Annotated in this window: 19 protein-coding genes and 2 pseudogenes; 19 read left to right on the forward strand and 2 right to left on the reverse strand. The window is 63.5% G+C overall.

Features of this window, described 5'->3' with window-relative positions; genetic code table 11:
- Window position 1: 1 nt before the first annotated feature.
- The 6 genes from tssH (at window position 2) to D6Z43_RS07995 (ending at window position 7005) form a co-directional block, all read left to right on the forward strand.
- Entirely contained in the window at window positions 2-2548 is a 2547-nt protein-coding gene (gene tssH / locus D6Z43_RS07970) for a type VI secretion system ATPase TssH (RefSeq protein WP_120651429.1), read from the forward strand.
- Window positions 2549-2877: 329 nt separating this feature from the next.
- On the forward strand, window positions 2878-3060 hold the full coding sequence (locus D6Z43_RS07975; protein WP_120651430.1) for a hypothetical protein: 183 nt from the start codon (window positions 2878-2880) through the stop codon (window positions 3058-3060).
- A 68-nt stretch (window positions 3061-3128) separates the two neighbouring features.
- The gene (locus D6Z43_RS07980; protein ID WP_120651431.1) at window positions 3129-3590 is read left to right on the forward strand and encodes a hypothetical protein; all 462 of its coding nucleotides are present in this window, start codon (window positions 3129-3131) and stop codon (window positions 3588-3590) included.
- 35 nt (window positions 3591-3625) lie between these two features.
- Window positions 3626-4456: an endonuclease/exonuclease/phosphatase family protein gene (locus D6Z43_RS07985; protein WP_120651432.1), complete on the forward strand. Its 831-nt coding sequence runs from the start codon at window positions 3626-3628 to the stop codon at window positions 4454-4456.
- 18 nt (window positions 4457-4474) lie between these two features.
- Window positions 4475-6457, forward strand: a complete 1983-nt coding sequence (gene tssI / locus D6Z43_RS07990; RefSeq protein ID WP_120651433.1) for a type VI secretion system tip protein VgrG — start codon at window positions 4475-4477, stop codon at window positions 6455-6457.
- A gap of 2 nt (window positions 6458-6459) precedes the next feature.
- Window positions 6460-7005 carry a toxin-antitoxin system YwqK family antitoxin gene (locus D6Z43_RS07995; RefSeq protein ID WP_120651434.1) on the forward strand — a complete coding sequence of 182 codons (546 nt, stop codon included), beginning with the start codon at window positions 6460-6462 and terminating at the stop codon, window positions 7003-7005.
- A gap of 430 nt (window positions 7006-7435) precedes the next feature.
- Here D6Z43_RS07995 and D6Z43_RS08000 read toward each other — a convergent pair whose 3' ends face one another.
- A complete protein-coding gene (locus D6Z43_RS08000; protein ID WP_120651435.1) occupies window positions 7436-7831 on the reverse strand; it encodes a DUF4280 domain-containing protein in 396 nt (131 codons plus the stop codon).
- A gap of 413 nt (window positions 7832-8244) precedes the next feature.
- Between D6Z43_RS08000 and paaA the strand changes: the two genes are divergently transcribed.
- From paaA to D6Z43_RS08065, 13 genes and pseudogenes are all read left to right on the forward strand, one after another.
- Complete coding sequence (paaA, locus tag D6Z43_RS08005) at window positions 8245-9237, forward strand: 1,2-phenylacetyl-CoA epoxidase subunit PaaA (protein WP_120651436.1); 993 nt, start codon at window positions 8245-8247, stop codon at window positions 9235-9237.
- Window positions 9238-9259: 22 nt separating this feature from the next.
- Complete coding sequence (gene paaB / locus D6Z43_RS08010; protein WP_016493150.1) at window positions 9260-9541, forward strand: 1,2-phenylacetyl-CoA epoxidase subunit PaaB; 282 nt, start codon at window positions 9260-9262, stop codon at window positions 9539-9541.
- Between the two features lie 10 nt (window positions 9542-9551).
- A complete protein-coding gene (gene paaC / locus D6Z43_RS08015; RefSeq protein WP_120651437.1) occupies window positions 9552-10313 on the forward strand; it encodes a 1,2-phenylacetyl-CoA epoxidase subunit PaaC in 762 nt (253 codons plus the stop codon).
- Window positions 10300-10833 carry a 1,2-phenylacetyl-CoA epoxidase subunit PaaD gene (paaD, locus tag D6Z43_RS08020; protein ID WP_120651438.1) on the forward strand — a complete coding sequence of 178 codons (534 nt, stop codon included), beginning with the start codon at window positions 10300-10302 and terminating at the stop codon, window positions 10831-10833. The genes paaC and paaD overlap by 14 nt, the downstream gene beginning before the upstream one ends.
- A 26-nt stretch (window positions 10834-10859) precedes the next feature.
- Window positions 10860-11936, forward strand: coding sequence for a 1,2-phenylacetyl-CoA epoxidase subunit PaaE (gene paaE, locus D6Z43_RS08025; protein WP_120651439.1), 1077 nt, complete (start codon window positions 10860-10862; stop codon window positions 11934-11936).
- A 178-nt stretch (window positions 11937-12114) separates the two neighbouring features.
- The gene (locus D6Z43_RS08030) at window positions 12115-12423 is read left to right on the forward strand and encodes a DUF485 domain-containing protein (protein WP_120651440.1); all 309 of its coding nucleotides are present in this window, start codon (window positions 12115-12117) and stop codon (window positions 12421-12423) included.
- Window positions 12420-14066: a cation acetate symporter gene (locus D6Z43_RS08035; RefSeq protein ID WP_120651441.1), complete on the forward strand. Its 1647-nt coding sequence runs from the start codon at window positions 12420-12422 to the stop codon at window positions 14064-14066. The genes D6Z43_RS08030 and D6Z43_RS08035 overlap by 4 nt, the downstream gene beginning before the upstream one ends.
- 33 nt (window positions 14067-14099) lie before the next feature.
- The gene (locus D6Z43_RS08040; RefSeq protein WP_120651442.1) at window positions 14100-15335 is read left to right on the forward strand and encodes an OprD family porin; all 1236 of its coding nucleotides are present in this window, start codon (window positions 14100-14102) and stop codon (window positions 15333-15335) included.
- Between the two features lie 122 nt (window positions 15336-15457).
- Window positions 15458-17518: a phenylacetic acid degradation bifunctional protein PaaZ gene (gene paaZ / locus D6Z43_RS08045; protein WP_120651443.1), complete on the forward strand. Its 2061-nt coding sequence runs from the start codon at window positions 15458-15460 to the stop codon at window positions 17516-17518.
- A 316-nt stretch (window positions 17519-17834) separates the two neighbouring features.
- Window positions 17835-19160, forward strand: a complete 1326-nt coding sequence (locus D6Z43_RS08050) for a hypothetical protein (protein WP_120651444.1) — start codon at window positions 17835-17837, stop codon at window positions 19158-19160.
- 191 nt (window positions 19161-19351) lie between these two features.
- A pseudogene (locus tag D6Z43_RS28735) lies at window positions 19352-20494 on the forward strand (HAMP domain-containing protein); the annotation flags it as partial.
- A 330-nt stretch (window positions 20495-20824) separates the two neighbouring features.
- Window positions 20825-21352 (forward strand): annotated as a pseudogene (locus D6Z43_RS28740) (methyl-accepting chemotaxis protein); the annotation flags it as partial.
- Between the two features lie 180 nt (window positions 21353-21532).
- Window positions 21533-22762 carry a DUF3422 domain-containing protein gene (locus D6Z43_RS08065; RefSeq protein ID WP_120651447.1) on the forward strand — a complete coding sequence of 410 codons (1230 nt, stop codon included), beginning with the start codon at window positions 21533-21535 and terminating at the stop codon, window positions 22760-22762.
- 464 nt (window positions 22763-23226) lie between these two features.
- Here D6Z43_RS08065 and D6Z43_RS08070 read toward each other — a convergent pair whose 3' ends face one another.
- Window positions 23227-23937, reverse strand: a complete 711-nt coding sequence (locus D6Z43_RS08070; protein ID WP_120651448.1) for a lipoate--protein ligase family protein — start codon at window positions 23935-23937, stop codon at window positions 23227-23229.
- Between the last annotated feature and the right edge of the window lie 186 nt (window positions 23938-24123).

Below are 24123 nucleotides of genomic sequence, written 5' to 3' on the forward strand. Positions count from 1 at the left end.
CATGGAACTCGGCAGCCTGATCGGACGCCTCAACGCGGAAAGTCGCCGGGCCCTGGAACGGGCTGCACAGCGCTGCCTGCAACGTACCCACCACTACGTGGAAATCGAGCACCTGCTGCTGGAGCTGCTGGATATCGAAGGTGGCGACCTGGCCTGCCTGCTGCCGCGTTTCGGCCTGGAGCGCGACACGCTCGCCTCGGAGATCAACCAGGCGCTGGAACTGTTCAAGGCCGGCAATACCCGCACCCCGGCGCTCTCCGCGCAGACCATCGGCGTGCTCGAGGATGCCGTGGTGCATGCCAGCGTGCTGGGCCAACAGAGCATCCGCTCCGGCCTGCTCCTGCTCGCCCTGCTCGACCGCGACGAACGCCGCACCCTGCTGCTCAACAGTGCCTCGTCACTGCTGCGCATTCCGCGCGAAGCCTTGCGCAGCAACCTGCTGGAATGGACCCAGCCCTCCCGCGAGCAACCCGCCGCCGCCCAGGCCGCCAAGGGAAAGCCCGCCCAGCCAGGCGCCCAGGACTCCATCCTCGACCAGTACACCCAGGACCTCACCGCCGATGCCCATGCCGGGCGCATCGATCCCATCGTCGGACGCGACAGCGAGATCCGCCAGAGCATCGACATTCTCCTGCGCCGCCGGCAGAACAACCCGATCCTCGTGGGCGCCCCCGGCGTGGGCAAAACGGCTGTCGTCGAAGGGCTGGCCCTGCGCATTGCCGCCGGCGACGTGCCGCCACCCTTGCAGGACGTCAGCCTGCGGGTGCTCGACCTCGGCCTGCTGCAAGCTGGCGCTGGCGTCAAAGGCGAGTTCGAACAGCGCCTGAAAGGCGTGATCGACGGGGTACGCAATGCTGACAAGCCAGTCATCCTGTTCATCGACGAGGCCCATACCCTGATTGGCGCCGGCGCCGCCGAAGGCCAGAGCGACGCCGCCAACCTGCTCAAGCCGGCCCTGGCCCGTGGGGAACTGCGCACCCTGGCCGCCACCACCTGGCTGGAGTACAAGAAGTACTTCGAGAAGGACCCGGCCCTGGCCCGACGCTTCCAATTGGTGCAAGTGGAAGAGCCGGACGAGACCACGGCCGTGGAAATGCTCCGGGGAGTCGCCGCCAAGCTGGAACAGCACCACGGCGTGCAGGTACTGGATGCCGCCATTCACGACGCAGTGAAGCTTTCCCATCGCTACATCTCGGGTCGACAGCTGCCGGACAAGGCCATCAGCGTGCTCGACACCGCCTGCGCCCGCGTCGCCCTCGGCCAGCACGATGTGCCTCCGCCGCTGGAAAGCCTGCGCCACCGTGAGCAATCCCTGGAAGAAGAGCTGCAACGCCTGCGTCGCGAACAGGCCACCGGCCTCGACCACCGCGAGCGCATTACCGCACTGGAAACTGAATCGCGCGGCAACCTCGTCGCCATCCGCGAGCTGGAAACCCGCTGGGGCGAGGAACGTGAAGCCGTGCGCGAATTGCTGGACGCCCGCCGGGAACTGCTCGCCCTCAGCGACAGCGTCGACACCAGCAAGCCCAACGAAGAATTGGATGACCGTATCGACCACCTGGCCGCCGAACTGGCGCGCCTGGAAGCTGGCCTCGATGCCATTCGCCAGGACGACCCGCTGGTGCCGGAGCAAGTCGATTCCAAGACCGTGGCTTCGGTCATCGCCGGCTGGACCGGCATCCCTATCGGCAAGATGCTCGCCGACGAAGCCCACGCCGTGCGTACCTTGGGCCAGCGCATGGCGCAACGGGTCATGGGCCAGGAAGCTGCCCTCGCCACCATTGCCCAACGCATCCAGGCCTACCGAGCCGGCCTTACCGACCCGGCCAAACCGGTGGGCGTGTTCCTGCTGGTGGGCCCCACCGGCGTCGGCAAGACCGAGACCGCCTACGCCCTGGCCGATGCCCTCTACGGCGGTGAGCGCAACCTCATCAGCATCAACCTCTCCGAGTATCAGGAAGCCCACACCGTCAGCCAGCTCAAGGGCGCCCCGCCCGGCTACGTCGGCTACGGCTCCGGCGGCGTACTGACCGAAGCCGTGCGCCGCCGACCTTACTCGGTGGTGTTGCTGGACGAGATCGAAAAGGCTCACCCGGATGTGCTGGAAGCCTTCTACAACGTCTTCGACAAGGGCGTGATGGAAGACGGAACCGGCCTGGTGGTGGACTTCAAGAACACCGTGATGCTCGCCACCAGCAACGTCGGTGCCGAACTGGTCCTCGACACCCCGCTCGACCAGCTCGCGGGCGACGCTTTCAACGAACGCCTGCGCAAGGTCCTGCTGCAAGCCTTCCGCCCCGCCTTCCTCGCCCGCATGACCGTGGTGCCGTACCGCCCGCTGGACGAGGCGACCCTGGAAGGCATCGTCGTTGCCAAGCTGGAGAAACTTCAGGGTCGCTACAAGGCCGCCACCGGCAAGCAGTTCGACTTCGACCCGGCCATCGTCAAGGCGGTACTCGCCAAGTGCAGCTCGGCGGGAGCGCGGGATATCGAGAACGTACTGATGGCGCAGGTGACGGGGAAATTGGCGGAGTGGGTGTTGGAATGACGGTCTGAATCAGGAGGTGATATATGCCAGTCGCACATGTAAGTGCCGCCGTGGGGACAGCCCATCGAGATATCGTCCGGGAACTTGCAACGGCCTGTATTCTGCAGTTCCAGAGCATCAGGGGACCGGGAAATGGCGTCGGAAACGGGTCCTGCTGCGCAAGCGTCAGATTGACCGCCCCGGGGCCGTGGGGCGCTCCCGATTACCGATTCGGGCAAAGTCAGGCACATCTCCTGGACGCGGACGCAATCAATGTCGGCGGTCTGTTCAATCCCCAACACCATGCAGAAAGACAGGCGCATGCCGCCGGGAATCTTGCTGGTGGATACGTGCCGCATCTGTTCGTCGAACTCCCTCCTTGTGGTGGCCACAACGGCTGTGCCAACTGGTGCGCGGCCAACATCACCAATGTGAACGTCTGGTACCTGTACGCCAATACGCAGGCCATGGTCGCTGCCCATAGCGCTGGCAACTTCGCGCAGTTCGCGGCCCTGAACCAGGCCCTGCCATAAGAAGCTGCGGCCGGAACGCCCCGAAGCCAAGCAAGTGGTGCGCACGACTACAAAGAAGGAACATTCAGATGGCGAACGCAGAAGTCTATGCAAAATGGAGTGGCCAGGCCGATGGCAATCGGCGCTCCGGAGGCTGGAGCGGGCCGCACGGCAGTGCCAGTGCTTCAGGCGCAGGTGGAATAGTTGCACTGAACCAACATGCTGAGCGCCTGGCATGGAAAGCCGCATGGCCCTCACGAATCCGTGCGCATATCCAACAAACCATCGGAAATTTTCCGAACCAGACATATCAGATAAAGATCTGGGTTGATCAACAGGTATGCCCAACCTGCCAGAAGTGGATGGTCATCGACGTCATCGGCCATCTGAAGCTTCTCCAGCAGTCATATCCCACCCTGAAAGTCGAGCTGTATGCCGAGGTGCTTTTCGCAGGCGTCACGAGAAAAGTACGCGTACAACGAACAACGGTCTGGCCAATCGAAATCGGCAATCAGAGCACCTACCAGAACCTGCCCGTTATTTATAACTGACAGAAAAAGCCGATGATCCGCCGGGGCTGACCTACATGAACATCATGAGTTGGAACATCAAGCAATTTAACTACAACCCCCAAAAGGACAAGTCCGAGCAACTGGCTCGCATGGTTCAGATAGCGGAAATCGTTTCGAGCCGGAACATCGACATCCTGACCGTCCTTGAAGTACGTCCGTCCGTAAAGAGCCCGATATTCGGCGAGTCCTATGACGATAGTCAGGGAGCGCTTGCGATTGCTCAGTTGAAGGAAATCCTGGGAGAGCAGTGGCAGTACAGCTTGTCTGGCGGGAATGCATACAAGGAAAGCAACAAGGGTGAACTGTATGCGTTTCTATGGCGTTCCGACCGGGCAGTGCCCTTGAGTGAGCCATCACTTACCAACACCAATGCACAGCAGAAGATCCTGCCGTTCAAGAACCGTGTGCCGGCCATGATGCTGTTCGGGGAGAACGGCACAGAGAACATCGTCGCCGTGATGGTCTACCACGCACCCAACCCGAGCGAAATGAGCGACAAGGAAATTGGCTACATAAAGCAACTTGCCCATGTTCAAGAGTTTCCGACGGTACTCTGCGGCGACTTCAACATGAACACCCACGATGTATTCACCATCTTGCAGCCGGAATTCAATCTGGCGGTCACCAATGAAACCAGCCTGAGGGTCAAGCCTACCGGCACTGACAATCCCTATGACGCCATTTTCTATCACGGCCTGACACTGCAGTCCGCTGGTGGGGATAACCTGCTGACGACGGTACAGAACGCTCTGGACATGACTATCAGTACGACCCAGGAGATAAAGTCCATCAAGCACTACACATCGGACCACGCGCCGGTATGGGCGCAGTTTTCCCTCACCTGACGAGAACACGGCCACTAAATGGATTTCACAATTACGGTCGGAGGGATCGACAATTTCACGGCTGATCTCTGTTCAGGCTCAGAGAATCTGCAGGACTTTTTCGGCCTGACACTGTTCGGTCACAGCGCCACCCCTGTAACCCTTTCCAGCACCATCGCCACCCACCTCACCACCACCCTCCACATCGACGCCAAGCAACGCCCCCTCGACGCCCTGGTGGCTGAAATCCACCAGCTCCCCGCCGACGCCACCGCCGAGCGATACCAACTGGTGCTGCGCCCCTGGCTCTGGTGGTTGACCCTGGCCAGCAATAATCGTGTGTTCCAGAACAAGACCACCAGCGACATCGTCACCGGCATCTTCACGGCCCACGGTTTCACCGATTTCAAGCTGTCCCTCAGCGGCAGTTACAGCCCGCGCGAGTATTGCGTGCAGTACGGCGAAACCGATTTCGCCTTCGTCTCGCGGCTACTGGAGGAGGAAGGCATCTTCTGGTTCTTCACCCACGAGGACGGCAAACACACCCTGGTGCTCGGTGACAGCAACGACGCCTTTGCGCAGATACCCAACGGGCCGACCGTGCCCTATCTGGGCCAGGGGATCGGCGTGCGCGAACTGCATGGAGTGCGCTCCGGGCAGCTATGCCTGCAAGCGGTGGCCGGGGTCTACAGCGCCACCGACTACGAGTTCACCACCCCCACGACTTCGCTCTATAGCCAGGCCGAAGCGGTGGCAGGACCGCGATCGATTTACGAACATCCGGGCGGCTATACCGCCAAGGCCCGAGGCGACGCGCTGTCCAAGCAGCGGGTGGATGAGCTGCGTAGCCAGGAGAAGCGCTTCATCGGCGAGAGCGACTGCCGCTGGCTGGTGCCGGGACACTGGTTCACCTTGAGCGGGCACGACGATACGTCGCTCAACATCGACTGGGTGGTGACTTCGGTGACCCACGAGGCCAGCCACGAGCATTACCGCAATCGCTTCGAAGCCATTCCCAAGGCAAACCACTACCGCCCCCCGCGTGCCACGCCCAAGCCGCGGATGCATACGCAGACGGCGGTGGTGGTGGGCAAGAGCGGCGAGGAAATCTGGACCGACCAGTATGGCCGCATCAAGATCCAGTTCCCCTGGGACCGCGATGGCAAGAATGATGAAACCTCTTCCTGCTGGGTGCGGGTGGTGCTGCCCTGGAGTGGCAAGGGCTTCGGCATGCAGTTCATCCCGCGTATCGGGCAGGAAGTGATCGTCACTTTCATCGATGGCGACCCGGACCGCCCACTGGTGACCGGCTGCGTCTACAACGGCGACAACACCCTTCCCTATGCCCTGCCGGACAACCAGACCCAGTCCGGCATCAAGACCAACTCCTCCAAGGGCGGCGGCGGTTTCAACGAATTGCGCTTCGAAGACAAGAAGGATGCCGAGGAGGTGTTCCTCCAGGCGCAGAAGGACATGAAGGTGAATGTGCTCAACGACAGCACAGCCACCATCGGCCATGACGAAACCCTCACGGTGCAGAACGCCCGCACCCGGACGGTGAAGGAAGGCGACGAGACCATCACCCTGGAGAAGGGCAAGCGCAGCGTCACCATCCAGACCGGTAGCGACACCCTGGATGTGAAGGACAGTCGCACTGTGAAGGTTGGTGCCGACCAGACCCACAGCACAGGCGGCAATTACAGCCACAAGGTGACGGGTAACTACGAACTGACGGTAGACGGCAACCTGACCATCAAGGCCAGCGGCACGCTCACCTTGCAGAGCGGCGGCAGCCTGACCATCAAGAGCGATGCCGACCTCGCCGCCCAGGCCGGGACCTCCATCACCCAGAAGGCCGGCACGTCCCTGACCAACCAGGCGGGCACGTCGTTGGACAACAAGGCCGGCACGACCTTGACCAACGACGCCGGCATCAGCCTGACCAACAAGGCCAGCGCCGAGCAGACGGTGGACGGCGGCGGCATGCTGACCATCAAAGGCGGTCTGGTGAAGGTGAACTGAGCATGGCGCAATCCGGCAAGCTCGACCTCATCCGTGGCGACAGCCGTATGCAGGGCAATCTGCAGGACGGTGGCCTGGAAGGGCCAGTGCGTATCGAGGAGGCCGGTCGCCCCCAGGCGCAGCTCGGCTACAGCCAGGGCGAGCTGAACGGCCCGAGCACCCTCTTCCACCCCAACGGCAGGGTTTCGGCGCAGATGCCCTACCTGCGCGGCAAGCTGCATGGCGTGGCGACCTTCCATGCGCCAGAAGGCTGGCTGCAACGCAAGGTGAGCTATCGCCACGGGCTGATGCATGGCGAAGCCACTAGCTATTACCCGGATGGCAGCGTTGCGGAGATCGAACAGTATCGCGATGGCGTACGCGACGGTCCTTACCAGCGCTTCCACGGTAATGGCCAAGTGGCCCTGCGTAGTCGCTACCTGAAAGGCCAGATGCTGGAACCGGGTCAATCCTTCGCCGAAGACGGCCGGCCGCTGGACGCCGATGGCAAGCCCATATCGCGGCTGCTCTGGTGGTGGAAGCGCTGGACCGAACCCGCCGAAGCCTGACGCCCATCCCTGTAAGAGCGAGCTTGCTCGCGAACCGGTCCAACCATTCGCCGGCAAGCCGGCTCCTACATGCACCTGCCACAGCCTGTAGGAGCGAGCTTGCTCGCGAACCAGACCAGCCATTCGCCGGCCAGCCGGCTCCTACATGCACCTGCCACAGCCTGTAGGAGCGAGCTTGCTCGCGAACCGGGCCGACCATTCGCCGGCAAGCCGGCTCCTACATGCACCTGCCACAGCCTGTAGGAGCGAGCTTGCTCGTGAACCGGTCCAGCCATTCGCCGGCCAGCCGGCTCCTACATGCACCTGCCACAGCCTGTAGGAGCGAGCTTGCTCGCGAACCGGGCCGACCATTCGCCGGCAAGCCGGCTCCTACATGCACCTGCCACAGCCTGTAGGAGCGAGCTTGCTCGCGAACCGGGCTCGCGCCGGCTTAGGGAATCAGCATCTGCACCTGGCCAGGCATCTGGATCTTGATCACCCCCGCCCAGCTACACATCAGCGTGCTGTTGGCATCCAGCGCCGGCATGTTGCCCAGCAGCACGGTCGGTGCGCCGCCCGGAATCCAGGGCGCCGCCGTGGCCGGTATGCAGGGCATCGGGGTCAATACGCCAAGAGCGGCGGCGGTGGCGGCGGCCACGGTGGGATTGGCCAGGCTCTGACACATACCGAAGGTAGGGATGTTCACCAGCGGGATGTGATCCATGATGTTCGCCGCCGGCATTCCGCCCGTCATAGTCCGGTTCACCGGCAGAACATTCAGCACCGTCGGCGCCACGCCAAAACTGCATTGCAGCGTCGCACCGCTGCACACCTGCGGACATCCCATGTTCCACCCTCCTCCGTTCGTCGCCTGAAACTCTAGACGACCCTCTCGATTGTCGCCCGGCGCAACAACCAATCACATTACAACCAACAGCTAGATCCTTCCTGTATCACATCACTTGATACAGGATCGCACCTCGTCCTTGTGGGAGCGAATTCTTTCGCGATTATCGGCCGCACGCGCTCTGGAATGGGACTCCAGCCCATTATCACTGACCTATCGCGAATGAATTCGCCCCAACAGATAACGCATCGCTGCCAGGCGGCTTATGCCTGAAGCCCACCCTTGTCCTTCCGCGAAGCGATACAAAAACCATATTCGATACACGTTTTAGTGTTTGATATTTGTTTTCGTATCATTTAAAAATAGCGCCATGGCCAAGCCACCCCACGAACCCTGCATGGCTGGAGAACGGCATGTACGCACAATTGGTTGAGACCGGCGTGAAGCGCGTGAAAGCGCTGGAGGAGATGTCCCCCGAAGAACGCGCCTTCCAGGAGAAGATCGACGCGGAGATCAAGATCGAGGCGAAGAACTGGATGCCGGACGCTTACCGGCAGACCCTGATCCGCCAGATTTCCCAGCACGCCCACTCCGAGATCGTCGGCATGCTGCCCGAAGGCAACTGGGTGACGCGCGCCCCGACCCTGAAGCGCAAGCTGCAACTGATGGCCAAGATCCAGGACGAAGCCGGTCACGGCCTCTACCTGTACAGCGCCATGGAAACCCTGGGTGCCGACCGCGACGCAGAGATCGCCAAGCTGCACAGCGGCAAGGCCAAGTACTCCAGCATCTTCAATTACCCGACCCTGAGCTGGGCCGATATGGGCGCCGTGGGCTGGCTGGTGGATGGCGCCGCCATCGTCAACCAGGTGGTGCTGCAGCGGACCTCTTACGGCCCCTACTCACGCGCCATGATCCGCATCTGCAAGGAAGAGTCCTTCCACCAGCGCCAGGGCTACGAAATCCTCCTGCACATGATGCGTCACGGCACCCAGGCCCAGAAGGACATGGTCCAGGACGCCATCAACCGCCTCTGGTGGCCGTCGCTGATGATGTTCGGCCCGAGCGACGCCGACTCCCCCAACAGCGCCCAGTCCATGGCCTGGAAGATCAAGCGCCAGAGCAACGACGAGCTGCGCCAGCGCTTCATCGACCAGACCGTGCCGCAACTGGAACTGCTCGGCTGCACCGCCCCGGACCCGCACCTGAAGTGGAACGAGGAACGCGGTCACTACGACTTTGGCGACATCCAGTGGGAAGAGTTCTACGAAGTGCTCAAGGGTAATGGCCCGTGCAACGTCGAACGCGTCGCCACCCGCCGCAAGGCCATAGAAGACGGCGCCTGGGTCCGCGAAGCCGCAGTTGCCCACGCCCGCAAACAACAACAGAAACGCGACGCAGCCTGAGTCGTCTCGAGGAGAAGAACAAATGTCCGAGTGGACCCTTTTTGAAGTCTTCGTGCGCAGCAAGCACGGCCTGAACCACAAACACGTCGGCAGCGTGCATGCCGCCGATGCGCGCATGGCCATCGAGAACGCCCGCGAGCTGTACACCCGCCGCAACGAAGGCGTGAGCCTCTGGGTGGTGCCGTCCGCGCTGATCACCGCCTCCTCGCCGGACGAGAAAGAGCCGCTGTTCGACCCGTCCCAGGACAAGGTCTACCGCCACGCCAGCTTCTACGAACTGCCAGCCGAAGTCGGCCACATGTGAGGCCGCTGCCATGACCGAACGCGAAGACCTCATCCAATACCTGCTGCGCCTCGGCGACAGCGCCCTGATCCAGGGCCAGCGCCTGTGCGAATGGTGCGGCCACGCCCCCGCACTGGAAGAAGAGCTGGCGCTGATGAATGTCGGCCTTGACCTGGTGGGCCAGGCTCGCAACTGGCTGGATTACGCTGCGGAGCTGCTGGACGACGGCCGTGACGCCGACCACCTGGCCTTCCGCCGCGACGAGCGCGCCTACCGCAACCTGCTGCTGGTGGAACAGCCAAACGGCGACTATGCCGTGACCATCACCAAGCAGTTCTTCTATGACGCCTGGCACTTCCAGGTCCTGCATGGCCTCTCGCAGTCCAGCGACGAGCGGGTCGCCGGCATCGCCGCCAAGGCACTGAAGGAAGTTACCTATCACCTGCGCCGCTCCAGCGAATGGGTCGAACGCCTGGGCGACGGAACCGAGGAAAGCCACGAGCGCATGCTGGCGGCCATCGGTGACATCTGGCGCTTCACCATCGAACTGGTGAACGGCGACGACGTGGAGCAGCGCCTGTTCGAGGCTGGTATCGCACCGAACCCGGCTGAGATCGCCGCAGCCTGGAAGTCCAAGGTTGCCGACATCTTCGCCAGCGCCACCCTGCCCCTGCCGGAGCCGGCCAGCTATTTCTACCTGTCCGGTCGCAAGGGCCTGCACACCGAGCACCTCGGCCTGCTGCTGGCAGAAATGCAAATACTCCAGCGGACCTACCCCGATGCGTCCTGGTGAGCTGATCGCCAGCGACCGTGGCGCCAGGGCCGGCGCGCCAGATGATCTGGCGCGCGCCTGGTCGGTACTGGGCGAGGTGATGGACCCGGAAGTGCCGGTGGTCAGCGTGGTCGACCTCGGCATCGTCCGCGGCCTCGACTGGCAGGACGGTCACCTGCATGTGGTCGTCACCCCGACCTACTCCGGCTGCCCTGCAACCGAGGTGATCGAGCAGGACATCGAGCAGGCTCTGGAAGGTGCCGGTTTTTCCGCACCGAAGCTGGAGCGTCGCCTAACGCCTGCCTGGACCACCGACTGGATCAGCACTGACGGCCGCGAGCGCCTGCGTGCCTATGGCATTGCGCCACCGGCCGGCAGCACCAGCAAGCGCAGCCTGATGGGCGACGCCGGTGATGTCTGCTGCCCGCAGTGCGGTAGCGCCCACACCGAGTTGCTCAGCCAGTTCGGCTCCACCGCGTGCAAGGCCTTGTATCGCTGCATCGATTGCCGCGAGCCCTTCGACTATTTCAAGTGCATCTGAGTGGCTTGCCACCGGAGACGACCAAGATGAGCAAGTTCCACAGCCTGACGATCAAAGAAGTCCGCCCGGAAACCCGCGATGCGGTCTCCATCGCCTTCGATATTCCCGCTGACCTGACCGAGGCGTTCCGCTTCACCCAGGGCCAGCATCTGGTGATGCGCACCCAGATGGACGGCGAGGAAGTGCGCCGTTCCTACTCCATTTGCACTGGCGTCAACGACGGCGAGCTGCGGGTGGCGATCAAGCGCGTGGCTGGCGGCCGTTTCTCCGCTTTTGCCAATGAAAGCCTGAAAGCCGGCCAGAGCCTTGAAGTGATGCCGCCCTCCGGCCACTTCTTCGTCGAGCTCGATGCCGCGCGCCACGGCAACTACCTGGCAGTGGCGGCCGGCAGCGGCATCACGCCGATCCTGTCGATTATCAAGACCACCCTGGAAAGCGAGCCGAACAGCCGCTTCACGCTGATCTACGGCAACCGTTCCAGCGCTTCCGCTCTGTTCCGCGAGCAGCTGGAAGACCTGAAGAACAGCTACCTGCAGCGCCTCAACCTGATCTTCGTGTTCAGCCGCGAGCAGCAGGACGTGGACCTCTACAACGGCAGGATCGACGCCGACAAATGCGGCCAGCTGTTCTCCCGCTGGATCGACGTCAAGGCCCTGGATGCTGCCTTCATCTGCGGCCCCCAGGCCATGACCGAGACGGTGCGTGACCAGCTCAAGGCCAACGGCATGCCCACCGAGCGCATCCACTTCGAGCTGTTCGCCGCTGCTGGCAGCAACGCCAAACGCGAAGCCCGTGAAGCCGCCCGCACCACCGACAGTGCTGTCAGCCAGGTCACCGTCATCGCCGATGGCCGTGAAATGACCTTCGAACTGTCGCGCAACAGCGTCAGCGTGCTCGACGCCGGCAACGCCCAGGGTATGGAACTGCCCTACTCCTGCAAGGCCGGCGTGTGCTCCACCTGCAAGTGCAAGGTGGTCGAGGGTGAGGTGGAGATGGACAGCAACTTCGCCCTGGAGGACTACGAAGTGGCCGCTGGTTACGTGTTGTCCTGCCAGACCTTCCCGATCAGCGAAAAAGTAGTCCTCGACTTCGACCAGCTGTAAGCAACACCCGTAGGAGCGAGCTTGCTCGCGAAGCTGTTTGGCAGAAACCGTTCGCCAGCAAGCTGGCTCCTACAAAAAAACTAGAAAGGCAGCACCCGCGTTACCCCGTTCAACACAAGCAGCCTTGCCGTCGGCCGTTGAATGGGCGCCTCGACAATCACAAAAAGAGAGAGCAACCATGACCCCGCAAGACCTCGATCGCATCCGGGAGAACCCGGACTTCATCCAGCTGGTCCGCCGCAAGCAGCGCCTGACCTGGTCCCTGACCGCTGCCATGCTGGTGATCTACTACGGCTTCGTGCTGCTGGTGGCCTTCGCACCCGGCGTGCTCGGCCAGTCCCTCAATGGCGGCGTTACCAGCGTGGGTATGCTGGTGGGCGTGGTCATCATTCTGCTTTCCTTCGCGCTCACAGGCATCTATGTGAAGCGCACCAACAGCGTCCTCGACCCGCTGAACGACAAGCTCAAGCAGGAGTGCGGCCAATGAAAGCGCTCGCCTCCCTGCTGCTCATTGCCGGCCTCGCGGCCTCCCAAGGCGCCTTTGCAGCCGATGCCGCAGCCCGCCCGCTGAACTGGAACGCCATCTACATGTTCCTGGCGTTCGTGCTCTTCACCCTCGGCATCACCCGCTGGGCCGCGCTGCGCACCCGCTCGGCCGCCGACTTCTACACTGCCGGAGGCGGCCTCACCGGTTTCCAGAACGGCCTGGCCATCGCTGGCGACATGATCAGCGCGGCATCGTTCCTCGGCATCTCCGCCATGATGTTCATGAACGGCTACGACGGCCTGTTGTACGCCCTGGGCGTGCTCGCCGGATGGCCGATCATCCTGTTCCTGATCGCCGAACGCCTGCGCAACCTCGGTGAGTACACCTTCGCCGACGTGGTGTCCTATCGCCTTGAGCAAAGCCCGATTCGCATCACCGCAGCCTTCGGCACCCTGACCGTGGCGCTGATGTACCTGGTGGCGCAGATGGTCGGCGCCGGCAAGCTGATCGAGTTGCTGTTCGGTCTTTCGTACTCCCAGGCAGTGATGCTGGTGGGCGTGCTGATGGTCTGCTACGTGACCTTCGGCGGCATGCTGGCCACCACCTGGGTTCAGATCATCAAGGCCGTGTTGCTGCTCTCCGGCACCACCTTCATGGCCTTCATGGTGCTCAAGCACTTCGGCTTCAGCACCGAAGCCATGTTCTCCGCCGCCGCCTCGGTCCATGCCAAGGGCACGGCCATCATGGCGCCGGGCGGGTTGCTGTCGAACCCCATCGACGCCATTTCCCTGGGGCTGGGCATGATGTTCGGCACCGCCGGCCTGCCGCACATCCTGATGCGCTTCTTCACAGTGAGCGACGCCAAGGAAGCCCGCAAATCGGTGTTCTACGCCACCGGTTTCATCGGCTACTTCTACCTGCTGCTGATCGTGGTCGGCTTCGGTTCCATCGTCATGGTCGGTACAAATCCCGAGTTCCGCGACGCAGCTGGCACCATAATCGGCGGCGGCAACATGGTAGCCGTGCACCTGTCCCACGCCGTCGGCGGCAGCCTGTTCCTCGGCTTCATCTCCGCCGTGGGCTTCGCCACCATCCTGGCGGTGGTTGCCGGACTGGCCCTTTCCGGCGCCTCGGCGGTTTCCCACGACCTGTACGCCTGCGTGATCCGCAAGGGCAAGGCCAGCGAGCGTGAAGAAATGCGCGTGTCGCGCATCGCCACCCTCTGCATTGGCGTTCTGGCGGTAATCCTCGGCCTGCTGTTCGAATCGCAGAACATCGCCTTCCTCTCCGGCCTGGTGCTGGCCATCGCCGCCTCGGTCAACTTCCCGGTGCTGTTCCTCTCCATGTTCTGGAAAGGCCTGACCACCCGTGGCGCCGTTGCCGGCAGCGTGGCTGGCCTGATGTCCGCCATCGTCCTGCTGGTGCTGAGCCCCGCTGTCTGGGTCAACGTGCTGCATCACGACAAGGCGTTGTTCCCGTATTCCAACCCGGCGCTGTTCTCCATGGGCCTGGCCTTCTTCAGTGCCTGGCTGCTCTCGGTGACCGATGCCTCCGAGCGCGCCAAGGAAGAACGTGGTCGTTACCTGGCCCAGTTCATCCGCTCCATGACCGGTATCGGCGCAGCCGCCGCCAGCCGCCACTGAGCCCTGAACAACCGGACGATGGATACAAGAACAATGACCCAAAGCCGTACCACTGCGCCGCTCCTTGCGGCGCTCACCCTGCCCTTTGCCACCTCGGCGCTGGCGGGTTTCATCGAAGACAGCAAGGGCAGCCTGGAGCTGCGCAACCACTACATCAATCGCGACTTCCGCCAGGACGGTGCCGCACAGTCCAAGGCCGAAGAATGGGGCCAGGGCTTTACCGCGCGCCTCGAATCCGGCTTCACCGAGGGCACGGTCGGCGTCGGCCTCGATGCCATCGGCGAACTGGGTGTGAAACTGGATTCCAGCCGCGACCGACGCGGCACTGGCTTGCTGCCGTTCGACCCGGTAACGAAAGAGCCGGTGGATGATTACAGCGAGCTGGGTCTGACCGCCAAGCTGCGCGCTTCGAAAAGCGTGTTGCGCCTGGGCACCCTGCAGCCGCTGCTGCCGGTGGCCACCCATAACGACACCCGCCTGCTTTCCTCCACCTTCCAGGGCGGCATGCTGACCAGCCAGGAGCTGGCCGGCCTGACCTTCAACAGCGGCCGCCTGACCCGTACCAACCTGCGCGACTCCTCCGGCCGCGACGACATCGGCTTTGGTGCCGCCACCAGCGACGCCTTCGACTTCGCCGGCGGCAGCTACGCCATCAACCCGCAACTGGCGCTCAGCTACTACTACGGCCTGCTGGACGATATCTATCGCCAGCAGTTCGTCGGCCTGGTGCACACCATGCCATTGCCAGGCGGCTTCAACCTGAAGAGCGACATCCGCTACTTCGACAGCCGCGGCGATGGCGTAGAGCGCGCCGGTGAAATCGACAACCGCAACTTCAATGGCATGTTCAGCCTGGGCAAGGGCGCCCACCGGATCAGTGCAGCCTTCCAGCGCATGTCCGGCGACAGCGCCTTCCCCTTCCTCAATGGCGGCGACCCGTATGTGGTCAACCTGGTGACCTTCAACACCTTCACCCGCGCCGAGGAAGATGCCTGGCAACTGCGTTACGACTACGACTTCGCCGCTCTCGGCATCCCGGGGCTGACGTTCATGACCCGCTATGTCGACGGCAGCAACGTCAAGACCGCGACCGGCGACGACGGTGAGGAATGGGAACGCGACAGCGACCTCGCCTACGTCATCCAGAGCGGCCCTGCGAAGGGCCTCAGCCTGCGCTGGCGCAATGTCACCTTCAGGTCCGGCAATGGCCTGACCACCGATATCGATGAAAACCGCCTGATCCTCGGCTACACCCTGGCCCTCTGGTAAGGCACCCGAAACCGTAGGAGCGAGCTTGCTCGCGGATAGCTGCGATTCGCGAGCAAGCTCGCTCCTGCAAACGAAACCCACATCGGAGCCCATCGCTCCGTCCCCCTCACGGAGAAATCCTCATGAGTAACGCCCCCACGCTGCAAAGCTTCATCGGCGGTCGCTGGATCGGCCAGCAAGGCGCCCAGGCACTGCGCAGTGCCATCGACGGCAGCACGATCGCCCGCGCCCACGAGGAATCCCTGGACTTCTCCGAAGCCATCGAACATGGCCGCAAACGCGGTATCGCCAGCCTCATGGCCCTCGATTTCCAACAGCGCGCGGCGCGCCTCAAGGCCCTGGCGCTGTACCTGACCGAGCACAAGGAACAGCTCTACGCGCTGTCGCGCCACAGCGGCGCTACCCGTGCCGACAGCTGGATCGACATCGAGGGTGGGGCCTCCACCCTGTTCAGCTACGCCGGTGTCGGCGCTCGCGAACTGCCGTCCGGCAACATCGTCCATGAAGGCCCGGCAATGCCGCTGGGCAAGCAGGGCACCTTCGCCGGCACCCACATCCTGGTGCCGCGCGGCGGCCTGGCCGTGCACATCAACGCATTCAACTTCCCGATCTGGGGAATGCTGGAGAAGTTCGCCCCGAGCTTCCTCGCCGGCATGCCCTGCATCGTCAAACCCGCTACCGCCACCAGCTACCTGACCGAAGCCGCCGTGCGCCTGATGAATGAATCCGGCTTGCTTCCCGAAGGCAGCCTGCAGCTGATCATTGGCAGCACCGGCGACTTGCTGGACCGCCTGCAAGGCCAGGACGTGGTGACCTTCACCGGCTCGGCCGACACCGCCGCCAAGCTGCGCGTGAATGCCAACCTAATTCGCAACTCCATCCCCTTCAATGCCGAAGCGGACTCGCTCAACTGCGCCATCCTCGCTCCGGAAATCACCCCTGACGATCCGGAGTTCGACCTCTTCGTCAAGGAAGTCGCCCGCGAGATGACGGTGAAGGCTGGCCAGAAGTGCACCGCCATTCGCCGTGCCATCGTCCCCGCCAAGCACATCGACGCCGTAGCCGAGCGTCTGCGCGAGCGTCTGTCCAAGGTCGTGATCGGCGACCCCGCCGTAGAGGGCGTGAAGATGGGCGCGCTGGCGTCCCATGCCCAGCAGGCCGACGTGGCCGAGCGCCTGGACGCCCTGCTGGCCAGCAGCGACTTGCTGTTCGGTGCCCGCGACGGCTTCGCCCCGCGCGGTGAAGGCGTGAACGAAGGCGCCTTCTTCGCGCCCACCCTGCTGCGCGCTCGTGATCCGCACGCCGAAGGCGGCGCCCACGACATCGAGGCGTTCGGCCCGGTGAGCACCCTGATGGCCTACGACGACATCGACGAAGCCATCGCCCTGGCCGCCCGTGGCAAGGGCAGCCTGGTGGCCAGCCTGGTCACCAAGGACCCACTCGTCGCTGCCCATGTGGTACCGCAAGCTGCCGCCTTGCACGGTCGCCTGCACATCCTCGACCGCGAATCCGCCGCCGAATCCACCGGCCACGGTTCGCCGCTGCCGGTGCTCAAGCACGGCGGCCCCGGCCGTGCCGGCGGCGGTGAGGAACTTGGCGGCCTGCGCGCAGTGAAGCACTACCTGCAACGCGCCGCCGTCCAGGGTTCGCCCACCATGCTGGCCGCCGTCACCGGCGAATACGTACGTGGCGCCAAGGTGGTCGAAACCGAAGTACACCCGTTCCGTCGCTACTTCGATGAACTGCAAATCGGCGAATCCCTGCTGACCCACCGTCGCACCGTCACCGAAGCCGACATCGTCAACTTCGGCTGCCTGTCGGGCGACCACTTCTACATGCACTTCGACGAGCTGGCCGCCAAGGAATCCCAGTTCGGCAAGCGCATCGCGCACGGCTATTTCGTGCTCTCCGCCGCCGCCGGCCTGTTCGTCTCCCCGGCCCCTGGCCCGGTGCTGGCCAACTACGGTTTGGACAGCCTGCGCTTCATCACCCCGGTGGGCATCGGCGACACCATCCAGGCGCGCCTGACCTGCAAGCGCAAGATCGACCAGGGCAAGAAGAGCCCCAAGGGCGAGCCGCAAGGCGTGGTGGCGTGGGATGTGGAAGTCACCAACCAGAACGGCGAGCTGGTGGCCAGCTACGACATCCTGACCCTGGTGCTGAAGCGCCCGGATGCTGCATGAACCGAGTCGCTGCGTGAGTTTACGACCGGCCTTAGGGCCGGTTTTTTTTGCCTGCTCGGACGATTCGCTTTCTGCAGGGGCGATTTCAATCGCCAAGCGGACCGCAGGTCCGCCAGTCCAAGCCAGCGGGGCAGCTGCGCCGCCCTTGGCGAATGAATTCGCCCCCACAACAAGCGCCACGCCGGCGGTCCACGCCGATTCTGGCACGCAGCCTCAAGCCCTTGGCAAGCAGGCACAAGGCCAGTGCACGGCAACTCCTTAGTATCCGGTCGCAGAAACGCTCCGCTGCCAATACCAAGAAGAAGGAAGCCTTGCCATGTCCCGGTCAAACCTGTTCCGACTTTCCACCCTGGCGCTGCTGGTGGGTGCCGCTACCCAGGCGGGTGCCTATGAGCTCTACGCCGACGAAGACACTCACCTGAACGCCACCCTGGAGGCCGTGTACGGCTTCTTCCACAGCCAGGAAAACTACGCCATCGCTGGCTCGAAGAGCGAGGGGTCGTCGTCCTGGCGCGAGGGCTATGCCAAGTACGGCATCAGCTTCGACCAGGGTCTGGCAGGGGCCGGCACCAGCTATGGTGCCTTCAACATGCTCAGCTCCGGCACCTGGGGTGACGGCGACGCGGCTGGCTTCACTGATGGCTCCGAGCGCACCACCAAGATCGAAGATGCCTACCTTGGCTGGCGCTCCGGCCAGTTGTTCGAGGCTCTGGGCGAAGACGGTGTGGACTTCTCCTTCGGCCGCCAGAACATCATGATCGGCGACGGTTTCCTCATCAATGGCGATGCCCTCAACCTCGGCAAGGGCCTTGCCGACGGCGAATTCAACCGTGGCGGCGCGTACTGGCTGGCGGCACGCAAGGCATTCGACCAGACCGCCATACTGCGTCTCGGCGGCAAGGATGGCCTGCGCGGCGACCTGATGTGGCTCAAGTCCGACAACCGCGCCCAGGCCAAGCCCGAACTGCTGGTGGGCAACCTGGAGCACGTATCCGAGGCCGGTACCCTGGGCCTGACCGCCATCGATATCCGCGATATCGATGAAGAGTTCGCCTCGCCCTTCCAGGCCGAACGCGACGGCATGAAGACCTACAGCGTGCGCGGCCAGGGCAATGCCGGCGTAGAGAACCTGTTCCTCTCCGGCGAGTACGCCTGGCAGGACAAGAAGAACGTCGACGACGAGGACGCCTGGTACCTGGAAGCCGGCTGGACCTTCTCCGATGTGGCCTGGAGCCCGAGCGTGAACTACCGCTACAGCCGCTTCTCGGAAGGTTACGACCCACTGTTCACCGGCTTCAGCCGTGGCTACGGCACCTGGTTCCAGGGCGAGGTGGCGGGTAACTATGCCGGCCCGTTCAACTCCAACACCCAGGTTCATCACGTTGCCTTCAAGGTGACGCCGCTGGAGAACCTGAGCCTTGGCGCGCTGTGGTTCGACTTCAACACCCTGGACCGCGACCTCGGCAACTTCGATGGCCGCGAGGTGGACCTCTACGCCGAATGGGCGGTGACTGAAAACCTGATCGTCATGCCGGTGGTCGGCCTCTACAAGCCTGACCGCAGCGCGGACGAAGGCGGCACTCAGCTCGGCGGCAACGACAGCAACCTCTACAGCCAACTGGTGTTTGTCACCATCTTCTGAACCAATCCGGGGCGGCAGCGCCCCGGTTTCCCCAGGCGACCGCGCCCATGACCAGCCCCAGCCTCAGCATCCAAAGCAAGATCACCCTGCTAGCGAGCCTCTGCCTGATCCTGGTGGTGGGGCTGCTGGTCGGCCTGTCGCTCTACCAGACTCGCGCCAGCACCGAGCGGGTCAAGGATTCCAGCGGGCGCATGTTGGCCAAGGCGGCACGCCTCAATCTGCAGGCCCAGGGCAAGGTCCAGGCCCTGCAGATCCAGCGCAGCTTCACCCGCACCCACGAATATGGCCTCGGCCTGGCGCGACACCTGCTTTACCTGCGCGAGCGTGCCACCCGTGGCGAGATCAGCGCAGAAACGCTGCGCGCCGAACTGGTCGGTGAACTGCGCAAGGCCGTCGAGCAACGCCCCGAGCTGCTCGGCCTGTTCCTGATTTTCCAGCCCGATGCACTGGATGGTCGCGACGCCGAATTCCACGGCCGCAATGAGCTGGGCAGCAACGATGCCGGTCGCTTCGCGTTGTACTGGCTGCAAGCGAAACCGGGCGAGCTGCAAGCCGTACCGGGCGATGAGAAACTGCTGGCGGATACCTCCCCCGGCCCCAGCGGCGCACCCTTCAACGCTTTCTTCACCTGCCCGCGCGACAGTGGGCAGCTGTGCTTGCTGGAGCCGTATTTCGACGAGTCCTCGGGCGCCCGCAAACTGGTCACCAGCATCGCTTTTCCGTTGCTGGAGAACGGCAAGGTGCTGGCCGTGATCGGCCTCGACATCAGCCTCGACAGCCTGCAACAGGATGCAGCGGCCAGCAGTCGCGAGCTCTACGAGGGCAACGGCCACATCAGCATCGTCAGCCCGTCGGGCGTGGTCGCCGGCCATAGCGAGGATGCAGGCCAACTCGGCAAGCGTCTGCAGGCAGTGCTGCCGGACCAGGCCACCGAAGTCCTGGATTTCCTCGGCCGCAGCAAGCCCCACGCGTTCATCGACAAGGGGCAGATCAGCGTGCTCGAGCCCCTCTCCCCCATCGCCGGCGCCAAGCCGTGGGGCGTGTTGCTGGGCGTGCCGCAGCGGGTGCTGCTGGCTCCCGCCGAAGCGCTGAAAGTGCAGATGGATGACGAGCGCCTGCAAAGCTCGGCGCTGGAGTTCATCCTCGGCTCAGTGGCAGCCCTGCTGGGGGTCGCCATGATCTGGCTGGCCGCCCGCGGCGTGACCCGCCCGCTGCTGCGCCTGGCTGGCATGCTGGAGGACATCGCTGAAGGTGAAGGTGACCTCACCCGCCGCCTGACCTACGCCCGGCGTGACGAATTGGGTCGCCTGGCGCTCGCCTTCAATCGCTTCCTCGACAAGCTGCAACCGGTGATCGCCAAGGTCCAGGGTTCGGTTCGCGACGCCCGCGACACCGCCGACCAGTCCGCACTTATCGCCCGCCAGACAAGCGAAGGCATGCAGCAGCAGTTCCGCGAGATCGACCAGGTGGCCACCGCCCTTCACGAGATGTCCGCCACGGCCAATGCATCGGCACAAAGCGCGGCCCAGGCCGCCGATGCCGCGCGCAACGCCGACCAGGCCAGCCGTGAGGGCCTGGAGGTGATCACCCGCACAACCAGCGCCATTCACGCCCAGGCGCGGGACATGAGCGAGGCCATGGCTCAGCTCCAGACGCTGGCCCAGAGCAGCGAGCAGATCGGCTCGGTGCTGGAGGTGATCCTCTCCATCGCCGGGCAGACCAACCTGCTCGCCTTGAATGCCGCCATCGAGGCGGCACGTGCCGGTGACGCCGGGCGCGGTTTCGCCGTGGTGGCCGATGAGGTGCGCAGCCTGGCGCGACGCACCCAGGACTCCGTGGAAGAGATCCGCCAGGTGATCGACAACCTGCAGAACGGCACCCGTGACGTAACCCAAGCGATGCAGGGCAGCCACGGCCTGGCCCAGGAGAACGTAAGCCAGGTGCAGCAGGCAGTGACCGCGTTGGAGCGCATCAGCGACGCCGTCAACCTGATCACCGAGATGAACCTGCAGATCGCCAGTGCCGCCGAAGAACAAAGCAGCGTCGCAGATGAGATCAATCGCAACGTCGAGGCCATCCGCGACGTGACCGAATCGCTGTCCGGCCAGGCCGAGCAGTCGGCCCAGGTCAGTCGCCAGCTCAACGAACTGGCCAACCATCAGCAGGGGCTGATGCAGCAGTTTCGCGCCTAGGGGTCCACAAGACTCAGGAGCGTCATCAGGCGGCTTCGCCGCCACTCCCCGTCGCCACCGGCCTGAAGGGTTACCCGCCCCGACTGGTCGGTGGCTCCTGTCACAACTTCTGCGCGGGTGTGACCGCGCCATAGCCGGGCCGCGTCATGGAAGAAAACCTCCCTGCACGCAGAAGTCTCCATGCACCCACTTCGCAAAGCCCTGCATAACGAGTTGCACTCGCGGCCGTCGATCTATTTTCGTGATCCGGCCAACGTCTATCACTTCGCCTTCGCCGACGCCGAGGACGTCTGCGACGCCCTGGTCGAGCACCTGAACCAGACTGCCGATGCTTCACTGGCCACCAATGGCTCCCAGGGTCTGCTGCGACTGGGCGAAGACACCCTGAAATGGGAACGCCATACCGAGTTCTTCACCCTCACCCTGGTGGTGCCACGCAAGGCGGGCGACGACTTCTGGCCGCCCCTGCCGGCAGCGCTGGAGAGCCTGGTGGCCGACTACCGCCATCTGCTGATCAACGCCGACCAGGTGCTGGTGGAGTCGGAGACGAACTGGACGGGCGACACCTCCGCCTATGGGTTCAAGGACCCATCAGGCTCCACCCTGGGCGGCGGCGATGCCATCGCCTGGTCGGACTTCCGCCTGAGCGAAGACGGCGTGAACCGCATCCTGCTGGTCAACCGCCGGCTCAACGCCTATCGCCTGGGCCGGATGATCCGCCGCCTGCTGGAAATCGAGACCTACCGAATGATGGCTTCGCTCACCCTGCCGGTGGCCCAGGCGGTGAGCGGGCAGTTGAAAGAATACGACAAGGAACTGGCCAGGCTTTCCGACCGTAACGCCGAGAGCAAGGGCAGCGCCAAGGAGCTGTCGACGGATATTGCCGCCCTCTCCGCCCGTATCGTGCGCAGCACCGCCCGGACCCGCCAGCGCTTCAGCGCCACGGAGGCCTACGCGCAGATCGTCTTCGAGCGCATCAACGAGCTCCGTGAATCCCATATCGATGATTGCCAGCGCCTGGGGGTGTTCATCGAACGACGCTTCCGCCCCACCGTGCGCTACTGCGCCGCCACCGACCAGCGCCTGGTACGCCTGGGCCAGAGCGTGGCCAACCTCGGCGACCTGCTGCAGGCACGCGTCCAGGTGGAAGTGGAAGAACAGAACTCGGAGATCCTGCGCAGCCTGAACGCCCGCGCCGATACCCAGATCAAGATCCAGAAAGCGGTGGAAGGCCTGTCGATCATCGCCATCAGCTACTACCTGCTGAGCCTGTTCAAGCTGTTCTACGGCGGCTTGCACACGCTCGGCCTGGATATGTCACCGAAGGCGGCGATCCTTGTGATGACACCGGTCGTGGCGTTGATACTCGGCGTGATAGTCCTGCGGATCAGGAAGGCGAAGGGGCATTGACCCCGTTGACGAAGGTCACCGCAGAGCTGTAGGGGCGATTTCAATCGCCAAGGGTGGCGAAGCTGCCCCCTGCAAGTCCGATGAGCAGACCTGCGGCCTGCTTGGCGAATGAATTCGTCCCTACAAATGTGTACCGACGCCTCGGTACATCCACCAGCGGACCTCGGAACGGGCACCTGTGGTGGATCGGTGAAGCGTGATCCACCCACACATCAAGGCCGATTTCGGCGGCCGCAGAAATCGCAGTCAAAAAAAGACCCGGCAAATTGCCGGGTCAATAACCGTGATTAGCCTGATGAGGAGATAATCTGATGAGTCCGAAACTGGGCTTGTCAGCTTATCCAGCTGGCCGCGAGGCCAGTGGTTGCAATAATAATGATTCTCATTTTTCAGTCAAGCGATAGTCGCTACCGAATGTGAATTACTTCTATTTGACGACAAGCGGCCTCCGCTCCCCTTTCTGCTCACTCCAGATCCAGGCCTGCCTCGGCCAGCGTTCGGCGATAGCAATCACGCAGTGAATCCAGGTGGCTCCATACCTGCCCCGCGCACTCGTCCAGGGCGATATGGCTTCCGGCGCGGCAGCGATTTTCCAGCTCGCAGCCCTGATAGAAGGCATTCACCACCTCGACCATGGGCTCGCGCTGGTTTTCCATAAGCACCGCGGCGTGCGCCAATACCACATGACGACCATCGTCGCGCCGGCGTCGCCAGCGCTGGGCGGTGCCGACCAGCTTGCGCGATTCCAGGGTGACGTTGTAACGGCCGTCACAGAAAGCGCCATCCACCTCACCCAGCCCGCCTTCGAGTCCCATGCCGGCCAGCCAGTCGAGCATCGGCTGGCAGAGCCGCAGGTAGGCGTTCTCGATCCTGGTCAGCTCGCTCTCACGGGGTGGCAAGGCATAGACAAGCGCCACATTGAGCACCGCCGGTGATTGCGGCACGGGCTCGCCACCGCTGTCGCGCAACGCGACCGGCCAGCCCAGCGCCTGGCAATCAGCCCCGGCGGCGGCGAATCCGGCCAGTCGGCTCATGCGCTGCGGCATCACCAACGCTGCCTCCCGTGGTCGCCACAGGAGCAACCCGCATTCCCCTTCCCCGTGCTGGATGCGTTCCAGCAGCCGGCGTTCCTCGTCCAACCCTTCGGCTACCGCGTAGCGTGGAACCTGGTGCATCTCTCCTCCCACAAGTGTCAACTTTCCACCAGCAACCAAGCGCCAAGGCTTTGCCGCTCTAAGTCACTAATACATTTGTACTTTTATACCGTTCGTATCCGTACTTCAGCCGCCAGTCCGCCAGAGACGGTTTTCACCCAGATGAATGATGGCACCGCGGAATTGCCTCCTCTAAGTTTGTTTCAA

The sequence above is a fragment of the Pseudomonas sp. DY-1 genome (assembly GCF_003626975.1).
Taxonomy (GTDB): Bacteria; Pseudomonadota; Gammaproteobacteria; order Pseudomonadales; family Pseudomonadaceae; genus Metapseudomonas.

What these genes read in the sequence shown, in the direction of transcription:
- tssH (WP_120651429.1), top strand. Translation starts at nt 2, where the DNA reads ATGGAACTCGGCAGCCTGATCGGACGCCTCAACGCGGAAAGTCGCCGG.
- D6Z43_RS07980 (WP_120651431.1), top strand. Translation starts at nt 3,129, where the DNA reads ATGGCGAACGCAGAAGTCTATGCAAAATGGAGTGGCCAGGCCGATGGC.
- D6Z43_RS07985 (WP_120651432.1), top strand. Translation starts at nt 3,626, where the DNA reads ATGAACATCATGAGTTGGAACATCAAGCAATTTAACTACAACCCCCAA.
- tssI (WP_120651433.1), top strand. Translation starts at nt 4,475, where the DNA reads ATGGATTTCACAATTACGGTCGGAGGGATCGACAATTTCACGGCTGAT.
- D6Z43_RS07995 (WP_120651434.1), top strand. Translation starts at nt 6,460, where the DNA reads ATGGCGCAATCCGGCAAGCTCGACCTCATCCGTGGCGACAGCCGTATG.
- D6Z43_RS08000 (WP_120651435.1), bottom strand. Translation starts at nt 7,831, where the DNA reads ATGGGATGTCCGCAGGTGTGCAGCGGTGCGACGCTGCAATGCAGTTTT.
- paaA (WP_120651436.1), top strand. Translation starts at nt 8,245, where the DNA reads ATGTACGCACAATTGGTTGAGACCGGCGTGAAGCGCGTGAAAGCGCTG.
- paaB (WP_016493150.1), top strand. Translation starts at nt 9,260, where the DNA reads ATGTCCGAGTGGACCCTTTTTGAAGTCTTCGTGCGCAGCAAGCACGGC.
- paaC (WP_120651437.1), top strand. Translation starts at nt 9,552, where the DNA reads ATGACCGAACGCGAAGACCTCATCCAATACCTGCTGCGCCTCGGCGAC.
- paaD (WP_120651438.1), top strand. Translation starts at nt 10,300, where the DNA reads ATGCGTCCTGGTGAGCTGATCGCCAGCGACCGTGGCGCCAGGGCCGGC.
- paaE (WP_120651439.1), top strand. Translation starts at nt 10,860, where the DNA reads ATGAGCAAGTTCCACAGCCTGACGATCAAAGAAGTCCGCCCGGAAACC.
- D6Z43_RS08030 (WP_120651440.1), top strand. Translation starts at nt 12,115, where the DNA reads ATGACCCCGCAAGACCTCGATCGCATCCGGGAGAACCCGGACTTCATC.
- D6Z43_RS08035 (WP_120651441.1), top strand. Translation starts at nt 12,420, where the DNA reads ATGAAAGCGCTCGCCTCCCTGCTGCTCATTGCCGGCCTCGCGGCCTCC.
- D6Z43_RS08040 (WP_120651442.1), top strand. Translation starts at nt 14,100, where the DNA reads ATGACCCAAAGCCGTACCACTGCGCCGCTCCTTGCGGCGCTCACCCTG.
- paaZ (WP_120651443.1), top strand. Translation starts at nt 15,458, where the DNA reads ATGAGTAACGCCCCCACGCTGCAAAGCTTCATCGGCGGTCGCTGGATC.
- D6Z43_RS08050 (WP_120651444.1), top strand. Translation starts at nt 17,835, where the DNA reads ATGTCCCGGTCAAACCTGTTCCGACTTTCCACCCTGGCGCTGCTGGTG.
- D6Z43_RS08065 (WP_120651447.1), top strand. Translation starts at nt 21,533, where the DNA reads ATGCACCCACTTCGCAAAGCCCTGCATAACGAGTTGCACTCGCGGCCG.
- D6Z43_RS08070 (WP_120651448.1), bottom strand. Translation starts at nt 23,937, where the DNA reads ATGCACCAGGTTCCACGCTACGCGGTAGCCGAAGGGTTGGACGAGGAA.